Annotated in this window: 20 protein-coding genes and 1 pseudogene; 9 read left to right on the forward strand and 12 right to left on the reverse strand. The window is 63.5% G+C overall.

All coding sequences use genetic code 11. The features are described 5' to 3' along the window. Positions 1-11: 11 nt before the first annotated feature. The 4 genes from FQU74_RS00910 to FQU74_RS00925 all read left to right on the forward strand — a co-directional run bounded on the left by FQU74_RS00910 (position 12) and on the right by FQU74_RS00925 (position 3,386). Positions 12-794, forward strand: coding sequence for an SDR family oxidoreductase (locus FQU74_RS00910; RefSeq protein WP_146284480.1), 783 nt, complete (start codon positions 12-14; stop codon positions 792-794). Further along, positions 791-1,201: a nuclear transport factor 2 family protein gene (locus FQU74_RS00915; protein WP_206664978.1), complete on the forward strand. Its 411-nt coding sequence runs from the start codon at positions 791-793 to the stop codon at positions 1,199-1,201. The genes FQU74_RS00910 and FQU74_RS00915 overlap by 4 nt, the downstream gene beginning before the upstream one ends. A 19-nt stretch (positions 1,202-1,220) precedes the next feature. Continuing rightward, the gene (locus FQU74_RS00920) at positions 1,221-2,072 is read left to right on the forward strand and encodes a fumarylacetoacetate hydrolase family protein (RefSeq protein WP_146284482.1); all 852 of its coding nucleotides are present in this window, start codon (positions 1,221-1,223) and stop codon (positions 2,070-2,072) included. A 219-nt stretch (positions 2,073-2,291) separates the two neighbouring features. After that, positions 2,292-3,386: an autotransporter outer membrane beta-barrel domain-containing protein gene (locus FQU74_RS00925; RefSeq protein WP_146284484.1), complete on the forward strand. Its 1,095-nt coding sequence runs from the start codon at positions 2,292-2,294 to the stop codon at positions 3,384-3,386. Between the two features lie 90 nt (positions 3,387-3,476). Here the strand turns inward: FQU74_RS00925 and FQU74_RS00930 are convergent, their stop codons facing one another. The 5 genes from FQU74_RS00930 to FQU74_RS00950 form a co-directional block, all read right to left on the reverse strand. Further along, positions 3,477-4,781: a TRAP transporter large permease gene (locus FQU74_RS00930; protein WP_146284486.1), complete on the reverse strand. Its 1,305-nt coding sequence runs from the start codon at positions 4,779-4,781 to the stop codon at positions 3,477-3,479. Next, complete coding sequence (locus FQU74_RS00935) at positions 4,774-5,280, reverse strand: TRAP transporter small permease (RefSeq protein WP_229704474.1); 507 nt, start codon at positions 5,278-5,280, stop codon at positions 4,774-4,776. Before FQU74_RS00935 ends, FQU74_RS00930 begins: the two co-directional genes overlap by 8 nt. After that, positions 5,281-6,261 (reverse strand): TRAP transporter substrate-binding protein, encoded by a 981-nt coding sequence (locus FQU74_RS00940; RefSeq protein ID WP_146284488.1) that lies wholly within the window; start codon positions 6,259-6,261, stop codon positions 5,281-5,283. 143 nt (positions 6,262-6,404) lie between these two features. Beyond that, positions 6,405-7,586 carry a LysR family transcriptional regulator gene (locus tag FQU74_RS00945; protein WP_146284490.1) on the reverse strand — a complete coding sequence of 394 codons (1,182 nt, stop codon included), beginning with the start codon at positions 7,584-7,586 and terminating at the stop codon, positions 6,405-6,407. After that, positions 7,583-8,467, reverse strand: a complete 885-nt coding sequence (locus FQU74_RS00950; RefSeq protein WP_146284492.1) for a DUF1932 domain-containing protein — start codon at positions 8,465-8,467, stop codon at positions 7,583-7,585. The genes FQU74_RS00945 and FQU74_RS00950 overlap by 4 nt, the downstream gene beginning before the upstream one ends. A 148-nt stretch (positions 8,468-8,615) precedes the next feature. Between FQU74_RS00950 and FQU74_RS00955 the strand changes: the two genes are divergently transcribed. The 5 genes from FQU74_RS00955 (at position 8,616) to FQU74_RS00975 (ending at position 13,919) form a co-directional block, all read left to right on the forward strand. Further along, positions 8,616-9,353 carry a PIG-L deacetylase family protein gene (locus FQU74_RS00955; RefSeq protein WP_146284494.1) on the forward strand — a complete coding sequence of 246 codons (738 nt, stop codon included), beginning with the start codon at positions 8,616-8,618 and terminating at the stop codon, positions 9,351-9,353. 120 nt (positions 9,354-9,473) lie between these two features. Next, positions 9,474-10,436, forward strand: a complete 963-nt coding sequence (locus tag FQU74_RS00960; protein WP_146284496.1) for a VOC family protein — start codon at positions 9,474-9,476, stop codon at positions 10,434-10,436. Between the two features lie 52 nt (positions 10,437-10,488). Then, a complete protein-coding gene (locus FQU74_RS00965) occupies positions 10,489-11,160 on the forward strand; it encodes a 4-carboxy-4-hydroxy-2-oxoadipate aldolase/oxaloacetate decarboxylase (protein ID WP_146284498.1) in 672 nt (223 codons plus the stop codon). A gap of 9 nt (positions 11,161-11,169) precedes the next feature. Next, positions 11,170-12,855: a tannase/feruloyl esterase family alpha/beta hydrolase gene (locus tag FQU74_RS00970; protein ID WP_146284500.1), complete on the forward strand. Its 1,686-nt coding sequence runs from the start codon at positions 11,170-11,172 to the stop codon at positions 12,853-12,855. 5 nt (positions 12,856-12,860) lie between these two features. Continuing rightward, positions 12,861-13,919: a 4-oxalomesaconate tautomerase gene (locus FQU74_RS00975; protein WP_146284502.1), complete on the forward strand. Its 1,059-nt coding sequence runs from the start codon at positions 12,861-12,863 to the stop codon at positions 13,917-13,919. Positions 13,920-14,073: 154 nt separating this feature from the next. Here the strand turns inward: FQU74_RS00975 and FQU74_RS19520 are convergent. From FQU74_RS19520 to FQU74_RS01005, 7 genes and pseudogenes are all read right to left on the reverse strand, one after another. Further along, positions 14,074-14,432: pseudogene (locus FQU74_RS19520) on the reverse strand (IS5/IS1182 family transposase); the annotation flags it as partial. 51 nt (positions 14,433-14,483) lie between these two features. Then, complete coding sequence (locus FQU74_RS00980; protein WP_146284504.1) at positions 14,484-15,341, reverse strand: PfkB family carbohydrate kinase; 858 nt, start codon at positions 15,339-15,341, stop codon at positions 14,484-14,486. A 6-nt stretch (positions 15,342-15,347) separates the two neighbouring features. Next, a complete protein-coding gene (locus FQU74_RS00985; RefSeq protein WP_146284506.1) occupies positions 15,348-16,202 on the reverse strand; it encodes a MurR/RpiR family transcriptional regulator in 855 nt (284 codons plus the stop codon). Between the two features lie 4 nt (positions 16,203-16,206). Beyond that, entirely contained in the window at positions 16,207-17,175 is a 969-nt protein-coding gene (locus FQU74_RS00990) for an ABC transporter permease (protein WP_146284508.1), read from the reverse strand. 18 nt (positions 17,176-17,193) lie between these two features. Next, complete coding sequence (locus FQU74_RS00995) at positions 17,194-18,681, reverse strand: sugar ABC transporter ATP-binding protein (RefSeq protein ID WP_146284510.1); 1,488 nt, start codon at positions 18,679-18,681, stop codon at positions 17,194-17,196. 65 nt (positions 18,682-18,746) lie between these two features. Then, on the reverse strand, positions 18,747-19,796 hold the full coding sequence (locus FQU74_RS01000; protein WP_146284512.1) for a sugar ABC transporter substrate-binding protein: 1,050 nt from the start codon (positions 19,794-19,796) through the stop codon (positions 18,747-18,749). 40 nt (positions 19,797-19,836) lie between these two features. Continuing rightward, positions 19,837-20,832: a sugar phosphate isomerase/epimerase family protein gene (locus tag FQU74_RS01005; RefSeq protein WP_146284514.1), complete on the reverse strand. Its 996-nt coding sequence runs from the start codon at positions 20,830-20,832 to the stop codon at positions 19,837-19,839. Positions 20,833-20,982 lie beyond the last annotated feature (150 nt).

Consider the following 20,982-nt stretch of genomic DNA (forward strand, 5'->3'; position numbering starts at 1 on the left):
AGGAATCGAACATGGATCTGGGTATCAAGGGTCGTCGCGCGCTGGTCTGCGCCTCGTCGCAGGGTTTGGGTCTGGCCTGCGCGACTGCCCTGGCAAGAGAGGGCGTGGCCGTCTGGCTGAACGGCCGCGACGCGGCCAGGCTGGCCGCTGCCGCCGATGCCGTGCGGGCCGAGGCGCCGGGTGCCGAGGTGGGCATCATCCCGGCAGACCTGAACTCTGCCGAGGGTCGGGCAGCCATCCTCGCCGAACTGCCCGACGTCGATATCCTTGTGACGAACAACGCGGGCCCGCCGCCTGGCGGGGTAGAGAACTGGGACGAAGCCGCGCTGATCGGTGCCATGGGGGCCAACATGATCCCGGCGGTGCAACTGATCCGCGCCTACCTGCCCGCGATGCGCGCACGCCGCTTTGGGCGTATCGTCAATATCACCTCTGCGATGGTAAAGGCGCCGCATTACATCATGGGTCTGTCCACCTCGGCTCGCGCGGCGCTGACGGCGATTTCCAAGGCGATCTCGCGCGAGGTGGTGGCAGAAAACGTCACCATCAACAACCTTCTGCCAGAGCGGATCGACACCCCCCGGCAGGAATTCATGGCCCAACGCCTGATGAAGCTTGAGGGTATCACGCGCGACGAGGCGCGTGCGCGGGCATCATCGACCATCGCCGCGAAGCGCTTTGGCCGGCCCGAAGAATTCGGCGCCGCCTGCGCCTTCCTCTGCTCTGACCTTGCGGGTTACATCTCGGGCCAGAACCTGCAACTCGACGGCGGCAGCTATGAGGGGGTCGTATGACCGGGGCGCTGCTCCCTGTCGATCCGGCCTCGGCCATGGCGGCCGAACTGCTCGGGTTCGAGGCAGAGCGCCAGCGTGCCCTGGTGGAGCCCGATCTGGTTTCGCTGGAGCGGCTGCTGGCCCCGGATCTGATCCATGTCCACAGCTCGGGTCTGGTCCATGACAAGCCCGCCTTCATCGCCCATGTCGCCCGCATGGGAGGGTTCGTATCGATCGAACGTGGCGTGCTCGATGTTCGGTCAGGCCATGGAGTTGCTCTGATCACGGGGCCTACGGTCAACACCGTCCGCCGGATCGAGAGTGGCGAGCTGGCACGGCTGGAGGGGTTCGGCACCGTGCTGGCCCGGCACACCGCCGACGGCTGGCAGGTCGTTCTGTCGCAGATAACCATCACCAAACACGGCTAAAGGCAAGGAACGTGAATTTATGAAGCTGCTGCGATTCACTGAAAGCGGAACCACCCGCATCGGCAAGCTGGACGGGGGCCGGGTTATCGACCTTTCGGCGGTGGAGGGCGTGGGTCATTCGATGCGTGACCTGATCGAACGTCTTCCGTTGTTGCGTGCGACGCTGGAAGCGGCCAAGGGGCCGGGGTTCACGCTGGAGGACGTCAGGCTTGAGGCACCCTTGCCCGATCCGCGCAAGTTCATGGGCATCGGGATGAACTATGCCAAGCACGCCGAGGAGGCGCGGCAGGCGGGTATTCCAATTCCCACCTCGCAGCTCTGGTTCAACAAGCAGGTCAGCTGCATCATCGGGCCCTATGATCCGGCGGTCAAATGGCAGGCGACCGATGCGATGGATTATGAGGTGGAGCTGGGTGTGGTAATCGGCAAACGCTGCCGCAACGTGCCGGCAGCCGAGGCGCGCGGGGTGATTGCCGGCTACATGATCGTCAACGATGTTTCCGCGCGCGACTGGCTGAAGCGGTCGCCCACCTTCACGCTGGGCAAGAGCTTTGACACCTTTGGCCCCACTGGCCCCTGGATCACCACCGATGACGAGATCGCCGATCCGCTGGCACTGGAGATGAAGCTATGGGTCAACGGCGAATTGCGTCAGGACCATCCGACGGATGACATGATCCACGACATCTGGGCGCAGATCGAGTACCTGAGCCAGGTCATGACGCTGGAGCCCGGCGACATTCTGGCGACCGGTACGCCGTCGGGTATCGGGGCGCCGACCGGGCGCTTTCTCAAGCCCGGCGATGTGATGCGCGCCGAGATATCGGGGCTTGGAGCGATCGAGAATCCCGTTATTGCCGAAGCGGATTGATCCGTTGAAATGCGGCAATGGGGGCGGCCTTAGGCCGCCCCCTTTTTTATGCGGTCTGGCTCGATCGGCAACGCAGCAACAGCCTGCGCCAAGCCTTGGCTCCCTTTCCATATAGTGAACAGATCACGGGGCCTTCCTTGTCGCAAAACGCCTGTTTTCCCACGATCGGGGACGCATTCCCGCAGATGGTTCTGCGGATCACGAGGGAGGACAACCAACTTGAACAGGAAACTCGCATTGCCCGCCGCAGCCATTCTGGCGGTGCTGGCATCAACCCCCGTCATGGCCCAAGACGGCAAGCCGTCCGGCCCGCCCAAAGCCTGGGACAAGTTCGCCCGGACCTTCGGCTCCACCGGCCTGTGGTCGGAACTGGGGCAGGATGAAAGCTATGGCACGGTCCAGACCCGTCAGGCCATGTCGCGCTCTCAGATCGCCGCTGCCTTTGCCGATGGTGACTTTGAGGGTTACGAGGATTCGGCCGAGAAACTGACCGTGCCGGTGACGCTTGCCTTCAGCCTTCCGGATGGCAACTCGGCCGTAAGGCTGAAGGGGACCTGGACCAATACCTGGGCCGACGAGAACAAGACCTACGCCGACAGCCAGGGCCCGTCGGGGCTGCTGCAGTACCTGATGATGCCGTCTGACAACACGCTGCTCGGCTTTGGTCTTGTGCTGGGCGCGACCGATGTCGACATCCGTCACAACGGTGGCACGATCCGCACAGACGCGCGCGGTCTGCGGTTTGACTGGCTGCAGAAGTTCAACGAACAGTGGGGCCTCGCGACCCGCGCGCTTTATACTTGGAACGATTCCAGCACCTCGATCCCGCTGGGTTTTGCCGATCTGGATACCGATCAGGAGAATGAGCAGTTCTACCTCGAGACGACCTTGGTGGGTAACTTCGAGCACGATCACTGGTCCGCGATCCCCGAGGGATGGGTCGTCCGGCCCAAGTTCCGCGCGCTGTATCAAAAGACCTCGTTCGAGACCGTCACCAACAGCCTTGGGGGCGTGAATGAGGGCACGGTCGGGCCTGATGACGAATATGCGACGCTGTCGGCCCGTGTGCGGATCTTGAAGTCGGCGTATAAACCGGGCGACTTTGGCCCCTATCTCGAAGTGGGCTATGAGCGCGAGGTGATCAATGACCTCGATCTCGTTGTCGATGATCCCGATATCCTTGTGACCAAGTTCGGTGCGGTGGCCATCCTGAAGAACGGCGACTATCTGGATGTGTCCTACGGCCGGTTCGACGGGCTTGGCGGTGACCGCAGTGTCGGAACACTGAACATCGCCTATACTCATTCGTTCTGAGCGTAGGGCTGAAACTGATACGGCCGGGACATTGCGTCCCGGCCGTATTTTCCTTCCAAGGGCGTGACGACTGCCGTCAGGCCCCGCGCATCAACCGAACATGGTATTCGGCAGGAACAGTGCGATCTGCGGGAAGATCACGATCAGAAGCAGGCAGATCAACATGGCGAACAGAAAGGGCAGTACCCCTCTGAAGATCGTCGCCATTGGCACATCCGGGGCGATGCCCTTGACGACAAAGACGTTCAGTCCCACAGGCGGCGTGATCATCCCCATCTCGACCACGATCACCGCGACGACACCGAACCAGATCGGATCGAAGCCGTTCTGCATCATGATCGGAAACACGATAGGGATGGTCACCACCAGCATCGACAGCCCGTCGAGGAACATGCCGAGTATCACATAGGCGACCACGATTACGGCCAGCGCGCCATAGGGGCCGAGGCCAAGCCCCGCAAGACCCTCGCCAAGCGTGGTCGGGATATGGGTCATCGCAAGAAAGGGGTTCAGCACGTTGGCCCCGATCACAACCATATAGAGCATGGCCGAGGTCTTGACCGTGTCGAATATCGCCTGCCGGAACTTGGGCGCGGTCAGGCTGCGAGAGACCAGCGCCAGCAGGATCACCAGTGCCGCGCCGATACCCGAAGCTTCAACCGGCGTGAAGACACCCACATAAATCCCGCCGATCGACAGTAAGATCACTGCGACCAGTGGCGCCGCCCCAAGGGCCAGACGGAACTTCTCGGCCATGGGAACTGCAGGGCCACGCGGCCCGGCCGCCGGGTCGATCACCGACATGATCCAGACTGTCGCGATGAACAGGCACATCAGCAGCAGTCCGGGGATCACCCCCGCCATGAACAGCCGCCCGATCGATTCCTCGGTCAGGATGGCATAGATCACGAAGCCGGTCGAAGGCGGGATCAGAAAGCCCAGCGTGCCGCCGGCGGCAACCGCACCAGTCGAGAGAGCCGGGCCATAGCCAAGCCGCTTCATTTCCGGCAGGGCAACCTTGCCGATGGTGACTGCGGTGGCAACCGACGAGCCCGACACCGCCGAGAACATCGCACAGCCGATGACCGAGGCCGATGCCAGTCCGCCGCGGAACCGACCGACCCAGGCAAAGGCCGCGTCATAAAGGCCGCGCGAAAAGCCCGCTGCCGATGCGACATTTCCCAGCAGGATGAACATCGGCACCACGATCAGGGAATAGCCCGATACCGCGGCATAGCTTTCTGTCAGCAGAACACCCCCGGCCGATTTGAAGCCGCTCAGCACCCAGGTGCCAAAGAAGCCGACCAGAAGCATGGCGAATGCCACCGGTGTGCGCAGGATCATCAGGGCAAACAGCCCGCCGATCCCGACAAGTCCCACAATCGTCTCATTCATCGCTTGGTCCCGCCTTCAGGATCAGCACGACCTGCAGCGCCAGCACGACGACGCACAGCGCCATGCCCAATGCGAGGATCGCGTAAAAGGGCCAGATCGGCAGACCCAGCATGTTGGTTGCATCGCCATACTTCGCCGCGTCGATGGCCTTGAGCGCCGAGCGCCAGACGAGCACCGCCAGCGCAAAGCCCGACAGCAGACGCGACATCAGATCGCCGACAAAGCGCCACCGCGCGCCGATTGCGGCGTCCAGAACGTCAACTCGCACATGGGCGCCTTCAGCCGTGGCCCAGGGCAGGGCCAGCATCACCACGGCGACCGAATTCAGCTGAACAATCTCGTTGATGCCCAGGATCGGTGTGGCGAAGGCAAAGCGCAGCACAACGCCGATTGCCACGAGCACGACCATGAACAGAAGGCTCACCCCGGCGGCCATGGCGAGGATGAGGTTGGCCCGGTCGAACCATGTCGACCGGGCCTCGGATACCTGCGCCGCCACTTACTTGGCCCGCAGAGCGTCGATGATCGCCTGGGCGTCACCACCCGTTTCGGCCACAACTGTATCCACCACCGGCGCGGAGAGCGTATTGAAGGCTGCGGCTTCTTCGGGCGTCAGCTTGATCAGCTCCTTGCCCTCGGTTGCGCCAAACTTCTCGATGCCTTTTGCGGCCTCGCTCAGCTGCACCTGATTGCCCAGAACCGAAACCTCGCGGCCCACCGCGTCAACGGCGGCCTGATGCTCGGCCGACAGGCCATCAAACGCATCCCGGTTCATCAGGATGAAGAACGGCGAGATGGCCGTGTCCATGCCCACGGTCAGATAGTTGGCCACTTCGCCCAGCTTGAAGGCCATGGTGGCGGTGCCGTCGATCATGGCGGCGTCGATCACGCCGGTCTGCATGGCGTTGTAGATCTCTGACACCGGCATCGACACGGGAGAGCCGCCCCAGGCCTCCACGATCAGTCCCGCATTGCGCGAGGGGACGCGGATCTTCATGCCCTTGACGTCGTCGGGCGTGCGCACCGGCTTGTCGCGGGTGTAAAGAATGTTCTGGGCATTGGACCACAGCGACACCAGTTTCACCCGCTCGTATTCCGGGCCAAGCAGGTCGATGTTTTTCCACAGGGTCGCGGTGCCATCGGCCTCGGTCAGCACGCCCGGCAGTTCGGTGAGCAAGGTCAGCGGAAAGTTCGCAGCCGTATAGCCCGGCAGCCCAACGGCAAGCTCGGCCACACCATCGACGACGCGCGAATACTGATCTGCCGGGCCTGCGCCCAACTCGCCACCGTTGTAGACCTTGACGGTGACGGCGCCGCCCGTCGCCTCGGCGATCTTTGCGGCAAGCGGGTCGAAGGCGCCCGCGACATAGGGATGGGTCGGCGCCATGTAGTTGGCAAACTTCAGCTCTTGTGCCCCGGCGGCGCCAAGGCCCAGGCCGCAGGCCAGAACGGCACTGGTCAGCAGTTTCATCATCGACATCTTGGCTCCTCCTTGAGTGTCCGGCGCGTGGGTCGCTGCCGTTTCTGTGTGATGTGACGGGGCTCCCCTCCCGCTAAGTCGCTTGTCGTCCGAAAGGGGGGCGTCGGACCATTCAGAAGCGGAAGGTGCGGTATAAGTTCTTGCTAGAGCGATATGGTGGGGCTCTCGAACGCGACTGTTCGCAAATCCTCCAGAAACTCGCCCTGCGCGCGGGTAGGCAACCAGTCGGCGCGATGCGTAAGCCCGATGGGGCGCGTCGTGTCGGCAAGATCGACCGGCACAGGTTCCAGAGCCCCAAGGCGGACCTCGGCTGCAATCTGGGTCTGCGAGATGCATCCCAGGTGGTCAGAGATCTGCAGAAGCTCTCTCATCAGGACCATTGATCCGGTCTCGACCAGGCTGGGCGGGTGACCCGCACGGCCGGTTATCCGGTCGAATGCGGTGCGGGCGGGGGCGCCTTCGGGGCTGACGACAAAAGGATAGGCCATCAGATCGGTCAGTGTGGGGTTGGGCAGATCCAGCGCGGGATGGCCTGATCGGGCGACGATCTGCAAGCGGTCGTCAAACAGCGGCACCTGTACGATATCGCCGATGGGGGCGGGATCGCGCAGGGCGCCGATCAGAAAGTCCACCTCACCGCGTCTCAGGCCAGCGATCATGTCGGCATAGGGGCCATCGAGGGCGCGCACCGGCAGGGTCGGGCGACGCTTTCTGAACCGGGCAATCGCCTGCGGCAACAACGACGACCGCGACAGCGGCATCGCCCCGATCACGATGCGCCCGACCTCGCGGCCCAGCAACTCGGCCAGGTCTGCCTCTGCCTGATCCAGTTCGGCGAAGGCAAGCCGGGCCGCCTGCGCCAATGCCTGTGCGGGGCGGGTGGCGACAAGGCCATGCGCGGTCCGCTCGAAAAGCGCCCGGCCAGCTTCTTGTTCCAGCTGGCTGACGGCGCGATGAACGGTGGGCTGAGCAAGCCCCATGCGACGTGCGGCGAGTGTAAAGTTCTCGGCCTCGCGCGTGGCGATCAGCGCCTGCAGCTGCGCCGAACTCGCGGTCAACGTCAGACGTGGCGCGAGATCAGAGAGCACCGGGTCCAGCAGTGCGAAGGACCGTGCGACACGGGCGGCCAGCACTTCGCCCGCGTGGGTCAGGAACAGCGCCTGTGGTCGGCGCAGAAACAGGGGCTGTCCTGCAAGCCGCTCCAGCTTGGCCAGCGCCTGGGTGACTGCGGGCTGTGAGACATGCGCAGTCTCGGCTGCGCGGGTGACCGATCCCGATTGTGCGACGGACTGGAATACCCGCAAATGGCGAAGGTTCGATTTCATTGCGTTGCCTCGGGTGCCAGCGATGCGAGGATCCGGTCGGCGCGGTCGACCAGATCACCATCCCCACCGGTCAAATGCAGTCCGGCGATGCGGTCCTGCCAGCCGGCGGTTGCCTGCGCCATGGCATCGGGCAGGCCCAGCTCGCGCAGAGTTGCCGCCACCTCGCGCATCTCCGCAGCCCGACGCGCGCCATGAACGATCATGCGTTCCAGATTGTAGGTGCCACGTGCGCGCCAGTTCCAGCCGGGGTCCGAAGCCTGCAACGATGCCAGGACCTCTGTCTCGACCCCTGCGCGGCGGGCGGCGAGCAGACACTCTGCGCTCAGCGCCTCTAACCCCTTGATCATCACCGACCGGAGCATCTTGATCGCAGAAGCATCTCCGATACGTTCGCCCACAACTTGCCAGTCCATGCCAAGCGCCTGACCGAGGGCAAAGGCCGCCGCGGCGTTGGGGCCAGCCAGCAGGCCGGGCGTCCGGTGCAGGCGGGGATACACCGGCGCCATGATCGCCAGATCGACATAGCGTCCGCCAGCACGCTCTATGACCTCCGCCGCGGCGCGCTTGGTGCCCGGCGCACAGGAATTGCCATCAAGCCAGAAAGCCCCTTCGGGCAAATGCGGCGCACAGGCGATCGCGGCCGCCAGGGCCTGATCTGCGGTGACCAGACAGAAGGCGGCCCCGGCATCGGCCAGAGCGGTGGCTGGATCGGTCCCGCATTCCACACCATGCGAGGCGGCCGCATCCTGCATCGCGGGATCGCCCGCGCGCAGGTCGCAGGCGCGGGTCCGTCCGCGTGCCGCATCGCCCCACCCAGTGACGAAAGCCTGCCCGGCCTCGCCAAACCCCACCATTGCCACTCGCGGAAAATCCTTGGTCATCGCTCGTCCTCCTCGGTCGGCAGCTTGCCGCGATCCGCTGCGCTGATCCAGTGGCTATAGCCCAAACTTATCGCCGCGGCCGGGCTTCTGAATTGGCCCGGCCGCCGGCTTGCGCCACAACCTGCACAGAGAATTGCAGGAGGAAATCATGACCACCAAGGACAAGACCGCGCTTGTCATCTCGGCGCATGCCGCCGACTTTGTCTGGCGCTGCGGGGGTGCGATTGCGCTTCATGCCGAGCAGGGGGTCAAGGTCACCGTCGTCTGCCTGTCCTATGGCGAGCGCGGTGAAAGCGCGAAGCTGTGGAAGCAGCCCGGCATTACGCTGGACCGCGTGAAAGAGGTGCGGCGTGCCGAAGCGCAAAAGGCTGCCATGGCCCTTGGTGTGCATGAGTTGATTGAGTTTGACATGGGCGACTACCCGCTGGAATTCACCCGCGCCCACAAGGACCGTCTGGTCGACGTGATGCGCGCGGTCGATCCCGCCTTCATGCTGTCGCACAGCCAATTCGACCCCTATAACACCGACCACATGCTGACCACGCAAGTCGTGCTTGAATGTCGCTCGACCGCGCAGGCATGGGGGCACAATCCGGGCCAGAAGGTTCTGGGCGCGCCGCAGCTTTACCTGTTCGAGCCGCACCAGACCGAGCAGATGGGCTGGAAGCCCGATACCTTCCTCGACATCACCCCTGTCTGGGAAAAGAAATGGGCCGCGATCCAGTGCATGGAGGGGCAGGAGCACCTTTGGCACTTTTACAAGAACGTGGCCGAGAACCGTGCCAATCACTTTACCCGCAATTCCGGCGGTCAGTCTGGCGGGCGAAACTGCAAATACGCAGAAGGCTTCCAGTCGATCTTCCCACGCACGGTCGACAGTCTCTGATCTTTCCGGTTGCCGCAGGCGGAGGACCTGCGGCAGCCTTTCCCCTACAGGGACATGGCGCAAGTCTCGTTACCGCACCCGCGCTAACGGTGGGGCGGGGCGCGTGCCACAGGAGGAACCATGACTATCCCCACGAATCCGTCCTTCGATCTGGCCCATCTGGCCCATGTCGAGATGTTCACCGACAAGTTTGACGAAAGTCTTGACTTCTTCACCCGTGTCTACGGGCTGAAGCTGTCGGGGCAGGACGCAGACAGTGCCTATCTGCGGGCCTGGGACGATTACGAATACTGCTCGCTGAAGTTGACGCGGTCTGACACGACGGGCGTGGGGCATATCGCCTATCGCGCCGCCAGCCCCGAAGCGCTGGAGCGCCGCGTGAAGGCGATCGAGGCGTCTGGCTACAAGGTCCACGGCTGGAACGACGGCGACCCAAGCCATGGCCGCGCCTTCCGGTTCGAGGATCCCTTCGGCCATGTCTTCGAGATCTACTATGACACCGTCTGGTATCAGCCGCAGGACGAGGCCGAGCGCGCCGCGCTGAAGAACACGGCCAGTGCCTTCAGCGGTGCCGCACCCCGCAGGCTCGACCACCTCAATCTGTTGTCCGCGGACGTGACCGAATTCCGCCGCTTTATGGAGACCTGCCTTGGCAGCCGTGTGACGGAGTACATCGAACTCGATAATGGCCGGCTGGGTGGTTGCTGGTTCACCATCAACAACAAGACCTATGACCTTGCCTGCACCGAGGAACATGGTGGCGGTGTGGGGCGTCTGCACCACGTCACCTATGCCACCGACCAGCGCGAGGATATCCTGCGCGCGGCAGACATTTTTCTGCAGAACGGCGTTCACATCGAAACCGGACCGCACAAGCACGCGGTGCAGGGCACCTTCTTCCTCTATGTCTGGGAGCCCGCAGGCAACCGGGTCGAACTTGCCAATTCCGGAGCCCGGCTGATCCTCGCACCGGACTGGCAGCCCGTGAAATGGACGCAGGCCGACCGCATGAAGGGACAGGCCTGGGGTCTCAAGACCATCGAGAGCTTCCACACCCACGGTACGCCGCCGGTGAAGAAGTAATGCGTTGTGGCGGGGCGAAGGTGCCCCGCCCGTTTTCAGATTGGAGAGCATCATGGGTGTCGTCATCCAGAATATTGCCCGTGCCGACGCTGCGGTGATCGACGGACTTGCGAAAGCAGGTGTGGCAACCGTGCATGAAGCGCAGGGCCGCAAAGGGTGTCTGCACAGCTACATGCGCCCGATCTTTGGCGGGGCCCAGGTGGCAGGCTCGGCCGTCACTATCAGCGCGCCGCCCGGCGACAACTGGATGGTGCATGTTGCCATCGAGCAACTGCAGCCCGGCGATCTCTTGGTCCTTGCGCCGACCTCGCCATGCGACAACGGCTATTTCGGCGATCTGCTGGCCACCAGTGCAATGGCGCGCGGCTGCCGTGGACTGATCATCGATGCAGGCGTGCGCGACGTGCGTGACCTCACCGCCATGGGCTTTCCGGTCTGGTCGCGCGCAATCAGCGCCCAAGGCACCGTCAAGGAGACGCTCGGCTCGGTCAATGTGCCGATCGTCTGTGCAGGTCAAGCCATTGATGCCGGTGACATCATCGTGGCCGATGACGACGGAGTTGTCGTGGTGAAGCGTTCAGAGGCTGAGGCTGTTCTTGCCGCAGCCGAAAAGCGTCTTGCCGCCGAAGAGGCCAAACGCCAGCGCCTTGCCGCCGGGGATCTTGGTCTCGATATCTACAACATGCGCCCGACGCTGGAAGCAAAGGGCCTGAAATACATCTGAGAGGTTGCCGTGCGCCTGATCCCTCTTGTCGCCGTCCTGCTGATCGCCGGCCTTGGATCCAGCTGTCCCGCGCGTGCCGCGGAGGATCTGGCCCCGATGGCCGCCGCCACGCCCTGCGCCGGGCTGGCTGCGGTCGATCTGGCCACCATCGGGGGGGCGGGCAGTTCTGTCAGCTCCGCCGAGGAAACGACAAGCGACGGGATCGCGGTCTGCTCGGTCACAGGGACGCTGGCGCCCGAGATCAACTTTCAGGTGCTGCTGCCGGTGCAGACGTGGACGCAGCGCTATCTGCAGGTCGGCTGTGGCGGGCTGTGCGGCACTATCACGCTGCGCTCGGGTGCGTCGAGCGGCTGTCAGGTCCTGAACGATGGCGGCTTTGTCATGGCGGCCACCGACATGGGCCATTCGGGGCAGGGGGCGGCATGGGGGCTCGATCCGCAGCGCTACGCTGATTTCTCGCATCGCGCGCAGCATGTCACGGCGCTTGCGGCCAAGGCCTTGATCCAAGCGTATTATGGTCAGCCTGCCCGCTACAGCTATTTCAACGGCTGCTCGGATGGTGGACGTGAAGCCTTGATGGCTGCCTTGCGCTATCCCGACGATTTCGACGGGATCATTGCCGGTGCGCCCGCCATGCTCTTCCAGGTGCAGAACACGTTGCACCACGGCTGGCTCGCGCGGTCTAACATGGATGCCGAGGGTCGGCCGATCCTGCTATCGCACAAGCTGCCTGCGCTGCATGCGGCAGTAATTGCGGCCTGCGACGCAACAGATGGTCTGGCCGATGGGCTGATCTCGCAGCCGGCGCTCTGCCAGTTCGACGCGGCCACCATTGCCTGTGCGGATGGGCGTGATGATGCCACCTGCCTGACGCCAGCCGAGATCACCGCAGTCCGCAAGATCTACGACGGTCCGCGCGATGCGGCGGGCCTGCCACTGACGCAGGGGCAGTCAACCTTTGGCTCGGAACTGAACTGGCAAGGCGTGTTCGTGCCAGACGAGGTCGATCAGCAGCCCTTCAGCAAGATGATTGCCGAACCCGTGCTGCAGAACCTCGCCTTCGATCCGCCGCGCCCGGAGATGACGCTGCAGGATCTTGAGTTCTCGACCGCCACGCTTGATGCGCTGCGCGCGCGCCATCCGATGATTGACGCGACCAGCCCAGAGCTTTCGGCCTTTGCCGGAATGGGGGGCAAGCTCATCCTCTGGCATGGCCTCGCCGATCCCCATATCGCACCCGCCAACACGCTTGCGCTGCACAAGGCGATGATCGCCACCATGGGGACTGACAAGGTACAGGCGTTCTCTAGGCTCTATCTGTTGCCGGGCATGGGCCATTGCGGCGGCGGGCAGGGTCCGTCGCAACTTGATCTGCTGACCCCGATTCTGGATTGGGTGGAGACCGGCATTGCCCCCGACGCAATCGCCACCGCAACGACCGCCGAAACATCCACCTTCGGCCAACCTGACGGAGTGGAAGGCGGGGGCGGCCATCCACCCGCACGGGATCTGGGCGTGGCGCCGCTGCCCGACATGACCCGCCCTGTGTTCCCATGGCCTGCAACCGCTGTCTTTTCCGGATCGGGCAACCCGCATGACGCCGCAAACTGGACACGCGGCCCTGACGCCGAGATCGTCGCCTTGCGTGACTGGCCCGGTGCCGACCTCTTCACACCGTTTACTCGGAAAGACTGACGACCATGACTGACGGCATCCCTTGCCTCTGGATGCGGGGCGGCACCTCGAAGGGTGCTTACTTCCTTGCCAGCGATCTGCCCGCCGATCCGGCGACTCGCGACGCGGTGCTGCTCCGGATCATGGGCAGCCCCGATCCACGCCAGATTGACGGCATCGGCGGGGCTGATCCGTTGACCTCGAAGGTCGCGATCCTGTCGCCTGCGACGCGGCCTGACGCGGATGTGGACTATCTGTTCCTGCAGGTCTTCGTCGATCAGGCGCTGGTGTCGGATGCACAAGGCTGCGGCAACATCCTCGCGGGCGTCGGTCCCGCCGCGATCGAGCGGGGGCTTATGCCCGCGAAAGATGGCGAAACGCCGGTGCGCATCCACATGCGCAACACCGGTGAGGTGGCGGTGGCCCGTGTGCAGACGCCGGGCGGCCGTGTGAGCTATGCCGGGGACACCTCTATCGACGGTGTTCCGGGCACGGCTGCTGCGATCCCGCTGATGTTCCAGAGCATCGCAGGCTCCATGTGCGGCGCCCTGCTGCCTACGGGGCGTGCGGTGGATGTGATTGACGATGTGGCCTGCACATTGATCGACAACGGCATGCCCATCGTCGTGATGCGGGCCGGGGATTTCGGTCTGACCGGGCAGGAATGCCGCGACGAGATCGAAGCGATGGCCGAGGTCAAGGCGCGCATCGAGGCAATCCGCCTGAAGGCCGGTCCGATGATGAATCTGGGCGATGTCAGCGCTGCTTCGGTCCCGAAGATGACACTGGTCTCCGGGCCGATCCGCGGCGGAGCGATCAGTACCCGCAGCTTCATCCCTCACCGCGTCCATGCCTCGGTCGGGGTCTTTGCGGCTGTCAGTGTTGCGACCGCCTGTCTTTTGCCTGAGAGCCCGGCTGCGGGGTTGGCGGTGGTCCCCCCCGACGGACGCTTCGCCGTGGAGCATCCCACCGGCAGCGCCGAAGTGTTTCTCGACATCGCGCCCGACGGAACGGTGCGCGGCGCAGGAACCATCCGAACAGCCCGGAAACTGATGGATGGGCAGGTCTTTCCGGTATCGGCCTGATGCGTGGTGATCCCTCAGGTATCGGATTGAGTATCTCAACGCCGGCAGGCTTCAGCGGGCTGGGGATCCGATCGGTGAGTGACTTCTTCCTCCTGCATAGGTTCGCGCCATTCGGCCTGACCCGCCCCAGGTTCGCCATCTTGAGCAAGCGAGATCATGTTGGCAAATGGCTGATACAGAGGCGGATCGACCTTAAATCGATGATGCCCGGGAAGTTCTGGGCAGTCTTGTCGTCGCGGTTTTCGACGCGACGGGCGTTCTCCAGCTTTTTTGAAGCAGCAATCGACGCGGTGGCGCAGTCGGTAGAGTTTGCGGTCAGGTGCGACCCGGAGCCTGCGGGACTTGCACATCGGGATGACGATGCACGACGGTGCGCGCCTGCATGGTTTTACGAACCCTGTCAGAGTCATTGCCGCGATGGGCCAGCAGGACGCAAGGCTCTGGCAGGTTGTCGCCCTTGACCAGATTGAAGCCCAGATCGTCAGATGTCTGCTGCGGTGTGATGCCGGGCCTCCTGGCGTGATCCCTCCGCCAACTCGACGCCGACACTACCCTAGGAACGATTCAGCTTGAAACATGCCTCGCGGCAGCAGTTGAGGCCCGCTTGCAGGCGGTCGCCAGATCCTGTCCCTCGGCCAGGGCTGCGCCCAGTGTGCCGGTGAAGCAATCGCCTGCACCATGGGTGCTGACCACAGTTACCTTCTCGGCGGCCAATTGGCCGAACCCATCTTTGCCCGCCCATGCGAGTCCGGCACCGCCAGCGGTTACGACCACGGCTGTGAAGCGTGATGCGAGGGTGGTCGCTGCTTTTGACGCAGTTTCAAGATCGATGACTGGTGCTGCGCCGAACATTTCTGCCTCGACGGCGTTCACCACCAGGACATCGACCAGTGTTGCGAACTCGGTGGAAAGCGGACGTGCCGGGGCTGCGTTCAGAATGACCGGAATGGCCTGGGCACGCGCCAACGCCGCGGCAGCAAGGTTTACGGCCTCTGGCACTTCACTCTGCAGGATCAACGCCCTGAAATCACGCCACGGCAGGTCGGGCATCGTATCTGGGTCAATCATGAGATTGGCGCCCGAGACGATGGTTGCCGCATAGTCGCCCGATGCGTCAGAGATCGCGACACTCATCCCCGAGCCCGCAGGAACAGTGCGTACATGAGAGTCGTCCACGCCCGCAGCCTGCAACGCATCGCGAAGAAAGCGGCCGAAGTCGTCATCCCCCACCGCGCCCGCCAAGGCGACCCTTGCGCCAGCCCTGGCTGCTGCGACGGCCTGATTGCCGCCCTTGCCGCCGAACTTCGGGTACCACCGGCTGCCCACCGCAGTCTCATCGCGGCGGGGCAGGTGGTCGGCCTCGACCATGATGTCATAGTGAAGCGAGCCGACGACGAGGACGGCGGGGGCATCGGTTTGCATCTGAGCCTACTGCTTTCGTTTGAACTGGACGGCCCGCATCGTGCGGGCGAGGTTGGCATCGGCCGTGGCACGATCCTTCTGCGCGACGGCCACGAAGAGCGCATCAAGCAGGTTCAATTGCGCGATGCGTGCCGTCGCATTTTCCCCCAGGAGGGGAGAGTTTTCGGCCGTCGAACACAGCACGACGTCAACCGAATGTGCCAGCGTGCTTTCCGAGTAATTGGTCACTGCGATGGTGCGTGCGCCGTTCTTGCGCGCGAGCTCGACCGCGTCGAGAACAGCAGCGGTCTCGCCCGAATGCGAAAAGGCAATCGCCACGTCGTCCGGCCCAAGAAGGGCCGCTGACATCATCATCATGTGGCTGTCATCAAAGACTGACGACCGGATGCCGATGCGCAAGAATTTGTGACTGACATCGCGTGCGATCTGGGCTGACCCTCCGACACCGTAGAAGTCGCGATGCCGTGCCCGATGCAGATAGTCTGCGGCCCGATCAAATGCCTCAAGGTCTAGGATTGCGAAGGTTTCCTCAAGCGCCTGCATCGCCGTACGGAACACTTTTTGTACGATCACGCCGGGGGTGTCGTCTGGGGTGATTTCGGTGTGCAGCGATGCGCTCTCGGACTGGTAGTATTCGATCAGGCCTTGCCGGAAGTCGCGGAAGCCATCAAAGCCAAGCTTCTTGGCGACTTTCACGACCATGGGCTCCGATACACCCGCGGCCTCGGCGATTTCCCTAAGCGGCGTTGTATCCGTAATATCCTTGCGGGCAAGAATGGCAGCGGCGACCTTACCTTCCAGCGGTGTCAGACTGGGTAGCCTGACCCGGATCTGCGCGCCAACTGCCCTTGCGTCGTTCATCGTGTCACCCCTGCTTGCCGCTGGTCGCCCGGTCGATCAGCATGGCCACGATGATGATGATCCCGGTGGCCAGCAACTGGTAGAAAGCCTGCACATTCATCAGCGTCAACCCGTTGCGCAGCGCGCCAAGGATGATGCAACCGATCAATGTGCCAAAGATCGACCCACGGCCCCCCATGAGCGAGGCCCCGCCGATCGCGGCGGCGGCGATCGCATCAAGCTCCCACAGGGTGCCGAGCGTCGGCTCGGCTGCCCCAAGCCGGCCGATCAGGATCAGTGCAGCCACCGAGGCCATCGCCCCCGAGATCATGTAGGCAGAGAGTTTCGTCAGTGTGACGGGAACGCCGGCGACGCGGGCTGCTTCAGGGTTGCCCCCCACCGCCATGAAGTACTCGCCCAGAGGGGTCTTGTTCAGCACCACCCATGCAGAGACGGCGAGGACTGCGACGATCAGGACGGGGTTGGGGATCCCCATCATGTTGCCGTTGGTGAAGGCGCGGAACTCGGCGGGCAGACCGAAGATGGGTGTGCCTCCGGTATAGATCAGCGCAAGTGCCCGATAGAGCGACAGCCCGCCAAGCGTGACGATGAAGGGTTGCAGGCCGCCCCATGCGATCAGCGCGCCGTTCAGAAATCCGCAGGCCACCCCGATCGCTATGGCGGCCAGAATGGCCAGCGGCACGGGGACACCGGCGACCATCATCGCGGCCCCGAGCACGGCCGAAAGCGCAGCGACCGGACCAACCGACAGGTCAATACCGCCCGAGATGATGACAAGGGTCATACCAAGCGCGATGCAGGCATTGATCGAGGATTGCTGCAGGATGTTCAGCAGATTAGGCACGGTCAGAAAAGTCGGCGTCAAGACGGCAAAGATGGCACAGATCAGGATCAGGCCCAGAACCGTGCCCGCATCGCGGAATCTGATACGGCTCAAGAGTGGCGGGGCGGCGTTGCGCGCGGTGGTGTTCATGGGTTTCTCCCGGGAAAGTCAGGTGGCCGGAATGGCGGCGCGGGCGATGGCTGCCTCGCTGATCTCGCCAGGGCCAAGGTCGGCAGAGATGCGGCCTTCGCGCATGACAAGCACGCGGTCCGACAGGCGGATCACCTCGGTCAGTTCGGATGAGACGACGATGGCCGCACAGCCCTCGCTCGCCAGCTTCTCGATCAGATCATAGATTTCGGCCTTGGCGCCGACATCGATGCCGCGCGTCGGCTCGTCAAAGAGGAAGATCCGGGTGTTTGCAGCCAACCAGCGGCCAATGATCGCCTTTTGCTGGTTGCCGCCGGAAAAGCTGCCGATTGGACGCGTCACGTCGAAGGGGCGCAGGCCCACCTCCTGCATCAGTTCTTCCGTTCTGCGGCGCAGGGCGGTCTTCTGGATCAACCCGAAGCGGCTGAAGTGGTGCATTGCCGCCAGGCCCACATTACTTGTGATCGGGCGGTGTCGGATGATCCCGTCACGTTTGCGTTCTTCGGGCACAAGGCCAAGTCCCGCGCGGATGCGTGTCAGCGGAGAGTGTCCGGGGATTGGCTTGCCCTCAACCTCGACCGTCCCGGCCTCGGCGGCATCCACGCCTGCGATCAGGCGCAACAACTCGGTCCGCCCCGAGCCGACCAGCCCCGCAATGCCCAGAACTTCTCCGGCATGCAGCGTCAGGCTGGCATCACGCACGGCGTTGCTGCGTGTCAATCCTTTGACGCGCATCACGACCCGGTTCGTCGCAAAACTGCGGTGGGCGGCATGGGCAAGCTCCCTGCCCACCATCATCTCGATAACCTTTTCGACCGGGGTCTTGGGCAACTCCACGCGATCGACAAGGCGTCCATCACGCATGATCGTGGCCGAGGTGCAAAGTCGAAACACCTCATCCATCTTGTGAGACACATAGATGATCGACACGCCACGGGCGGTCAGGCCACGGATCACCTCGGTCAGCCGCTCGAATTCGGCCGGGGTCAGGCTCGAAGTTGGCTCGTCCATGGCAATCAGCCGGGCGTTGGCCCGCAGGGCCTTGGCGATCTCGACGATCTGGCGCTGCGCCACACGCAGGGTTTTCACCTTGGCTGTCACGTCGATGCCGGGGTCCAGATCCGCCAGCAGGCGACGCGCCTCGATCTCTTGCGCGCGGGCATCGGTGAACAGGGGCCCCATGCGACGCAGTGAGGCACCCAGAAAAATGTTCTGAGCCACGGTCAACTCAGGCACCTGTTGCAGCTCCTGATGGATCATGGCGATGCCGGCGGCGCTAGCGTCGCGCGGCGAATGGATGCTGGCGGTTTTCCCGTCGATCTCGATCGAGCCGGCGGTCGGATGCAGGACGCCCGACAGTATGTTTAGCAAGGTCGACTTCCCGGCCCCGTTTTCACCCAGAAGTCCATGGACCTCTCCGGGCGCAACGGTCAGCGAGACACCGTGCAGAACGGTAATCGGGCCAAAGGATTTCACGATGCCGTTGAGCGATAGGCGCGGGGTCATGAGAGGGTCCACCTTCGGAAGCTGGGCCTGCCACATCGAGAGCATGGCGGCAGGCCCGAACCTTGTCACTTCGCCAGCAGCGCGGCGCGCAGGGCCTTAAGGTCAGTCGTGGCGTAGGTTTCCACGTTATCCTTGGTGATCAGCGCCTGCGGCGTGGCTACGACACGGGGTAGATCCTGGCCGGCCAGCAGGCGCAGGGCAACTTCCATCGCCACTTCGCCCGTCAGCACCGGGAAGCTGTCCACCGTGCCGGTCAGATCGCCCGCGCGGATCGCGGCATAGGCGTCGGAAACGCCGTCCGTCCCGAAGACCGCAACCTGTTCGGCCTTGCCCGCAGCCTTCACCGCCTCAACCACACCAAGGGCCATGCCGTCATTGTTGGCATAGAAGCCGATCAGATCGGGATGCTGTTGCAGGATCGTCGAGGCGGTGTTGAAGGCCAACTCGCGGCTCCAGTCGGCAGGAACTGACGCAACCACCTCAAATTTGCCTGATGCGTTGATGGTCTCGGTGAAGCCTGCGGTCCGCTGACCCGCGGCGAAAACGCCTGCCTGGCCTTCGATGATGGCGACCTTACCGCCTTCGGGGCGGTTCTCGATGAACCAGTTGGCAACGCGCACACCGTTGTCCTTCTGGACGTTGCCGACGTAATGGGCCACCTGCGGGATGACTGCGTCATTGACGTTGACCACCGGAATACCAGCCGCCGTGGCACTTTCCAGCGCGGGCACAAGGTTTGCGTCGGTCTGGGGGGAGAACAGCAGTGCGTTGAAGCCCTGGCTGATCAGGTTCTCGGCGATCGACAACTGGCCCAGCTGATCGCCCTCGGATTGCGCGGCCTGATACACCACCTCAACCCCATGTGCCGCCGCAAAGCTGGCATAGCCTTCGCCCAACGAGCGCCAGTATTCATTGGTCAGCGTCTTGGATACGCCGCCGACCTTGGTGCCTGCGGCGGGCGCGGCGAAGGCACCGAACTTCGCCTCAAGCTCGGACCAATCCATGCGGTCGGGCTCTGAGTCCGAATTCAGTGGGGGCAGCTCTTGCGCCTGCGCCATGCCCATGCTCAGGGCAAACACGCTGGCGGCCAGCGTGGTTTTAAGGATGTGTTGCATCTGGTTCCTCCCTTGGGTCAACACGATATTAGGTATCGGCTCAGGCTGGATGGCTGCGTCCGTGCAGCGCGAGCTGAGCGATCTCGACGGCGACGACCGCATCCTGTGCGGATTGGGCGTCGGAAAGGCGGTTGTCCTGTCCAAGCCGGTCGATGGCGTCCAGCATCCGCTTGACGCAGCGGATATTGGCGGCGCATTCCGCAACCGGATCGAGCCCCGAGGCATCGGGGAAAGTGTCGAAATAGATCGCGCCGCCAAAACCTGCCTGCTTGCATTCGCGCAGCAGCTCCATGGTTTCCAGCGCATGAACCGCGCCCACCATCAGCCCGTCGTCACGCTTGGAATAGCCGTCGTTCAGGTGCAGGCCCAAAAGCTGCGAGCGTCGAAGGATGTGCGACGCAGCCAGCGCGGGCTGTTCATTGGCATACAGGGAGTGGGCAAAGTCGATGGTCACGCCAAGGTTCGGAGATCCGGCCTCTGAAATCGCCATCAGGGTGGTTGCTGCATCCGGCAGCAAACTGAACGAGCGCGGCTCGTTCGGCTTGTACTCGATAGAGATCAGACAGTCCGGATCATGGTCAGCGACTTCTGCGATCCCCGAAACCTCGTCCGCCCACAGCCGCGCATAGTCGCATTGGAACGAATAGTCCCAGCCGTCCTGCCCCAGCCAAAGGGTCATCATCGGCGCACCCATGGCGCGTGCCGTGTCGATGCCGCGCTTGGTCAGATCAATCGCCTCTCTGCGCACCGCCGGGTCCGGGTTGGTGAAGGCGCCGCGCTTGAACGCCGGGTTGCTATAGTAGCGCATCGCGAGACCGCTGACCTCCAGCCCGGTGTCGCGCACCATCGCGCCAATGGCCCGTGCATCGCCTGCTGCGTGGTCAGGGTAGTTCAGGTCGAGCTCCGTCAGTCCCTCGACCGTGGCGGCCCGGGCGACCATCTGCGCCAGGGTCGGCTTTCCCGCCAGGTCGGGCCAGTAGCTATGCGCGGCCGAGGCAAACGAGTTGATGCGGGTGGCGAAGCGATGTCCGAGCATGTGATTCTCCTAGTTACTTTATGATTTAACATAAAGTTGTGAAGTAACCAAGAGATAACCAGAAGGGCCTTGTTGCAGAACTCTGCACATCAAGGATTCACGTCGTGAATCCTTGCGGTTACATGGGTGCCATGACGAAGCCTGCGCGCG

The organism is Gemmobacter aquaticus, from assembly GCF_007859075.1.
In the GTDB taxonomy this organism is placed as follows: domain Bacteria; phylum Pseudomonadota; class Alphaproteobacteria; order Rhodobacterales; family Rhodobacteraceae; genus Gemmobacter; species Gemmobacter aquaticus.

Bases quoted from the DNA above. Each gene is read 5' to 3' on its own strand.
- FQU74_RS00910 (WP_146284480.1), top strand. From the start codon at position 12: ATGGATCTGGGTATCAAGGGTCGTCGCGCGCTGGTCTGCGCCTCGTCG.
- FQU74_RS00915 (WP_206664978.1), top strand. From the start codon at position 791: ATGACCGGGGCGCTGCTCCCTGTCGATCCGGCCTCGGCCATGGCGGCC.
- FQU74_RS00920 (WP_146284482.1), top strand. From the start codon at position 1,221: ATGAAGCTGCTGCGATTCACTGAAAGCGGAACCACCCGCATCGGCAAG.
- FQU74_RS00930 (WP_146284486.1), bottom strand. From the start codon at position 4,781: ATGAATGAGACGATTGTGGGACTTGTCGGGATCGGCGGGCTGTTTGCC.
- FQU74_RS00940 (WP_146284488.1), bottom strand. From the start codon at position 6,261: ATGTCGATGATGAAACTGCTGACCAGTGCCGTTCTGGCCTGCGGCCTG.
- FQU74_RS00945 (WP_146284490.1), bottom strand. From the start codon at position 7,586: ATGAAATCGAACCTTCGCCATTTGCGGGTATTCCAGTCCGTCGCACAA.
- FQU74_RS00950 (WP_146284492.1), bottom strand. From the start codon at position 8,467: ATGACCAAGGATTTTCCGCGAGTGGCAATGGTGGGGTTTGGCGAGGCC.
- FQU74_RS00955 (WP_146284494.1), top strand. From the start codon at position 8,616: ATGACCACCAAGGACAAGACCGCGCTTGTCATCTCGGCGCATGCCGCC.
- FQU74_RS00960 (WP_146284496.1), top strand. From the start codon at position 9,474: ATGACTATCCCCACGAATCCGTCCTTCGATCTGGCCCATCTGGCCCAT.
- FQU74_RS00965 (WP_146284498.1), top strand. From the start codon at position 10,489: ATGGGTGTCGTCATCCAGAATATTGCCCGTGCCGACGCTGCGGTGATC.
- FQU74_RS00975 (WP_146284502.1), top strand. From the start codon at position 12,861: ATGACTGACGGCATCCCTTGCCTCTGGATGCGGGGCGGCACCTCGAAG.
- FQU74_RS00980 (WP_146284504.1), bottom strand. From the start codon at position 15,341: ATGCAAACCGATGCCCCCGCCGTCCTCGTCGTCGGCTCGCTTCACTAT.
- FQU74_RS00985 (WP_146284506.1), bottom strand. From the start codon at position 16,202: ATGAACGACGCAAGGGCAGTTGGCGCGCAGATCCGGGTCAGGCTACCC.
- FQU74_RS00990 (WP_146284508.1), bottom strand. From the start codon at position 17,175: ATGAACACCACCGCGCGCAACGCCGCCCCGCCACTCTTGAGCCGTATC.
- FQU74_RS00995 (WP_146284510.1), bottom strand. From the start codon at position 18,681: ATGACCCCGCGCCTATCGCTCAACGGCATCGTGAAATCCTTTGGCCCG.
- FQU74_RS01000 (WP_146284512.1), bottom strand. From the start codon at position 19,796: ATGCAACACATCCTTAAAACCACGCTGGCCGCCAGCGTGTTTGCCCTG.
- FQU74_RS01005 (WP_146284514.1), bottom strand. From the start codon at position 20,832: ATGCTCGGACATCGCTTCGCCACCCGCATCAACTCGTTTGCCTCGGCC.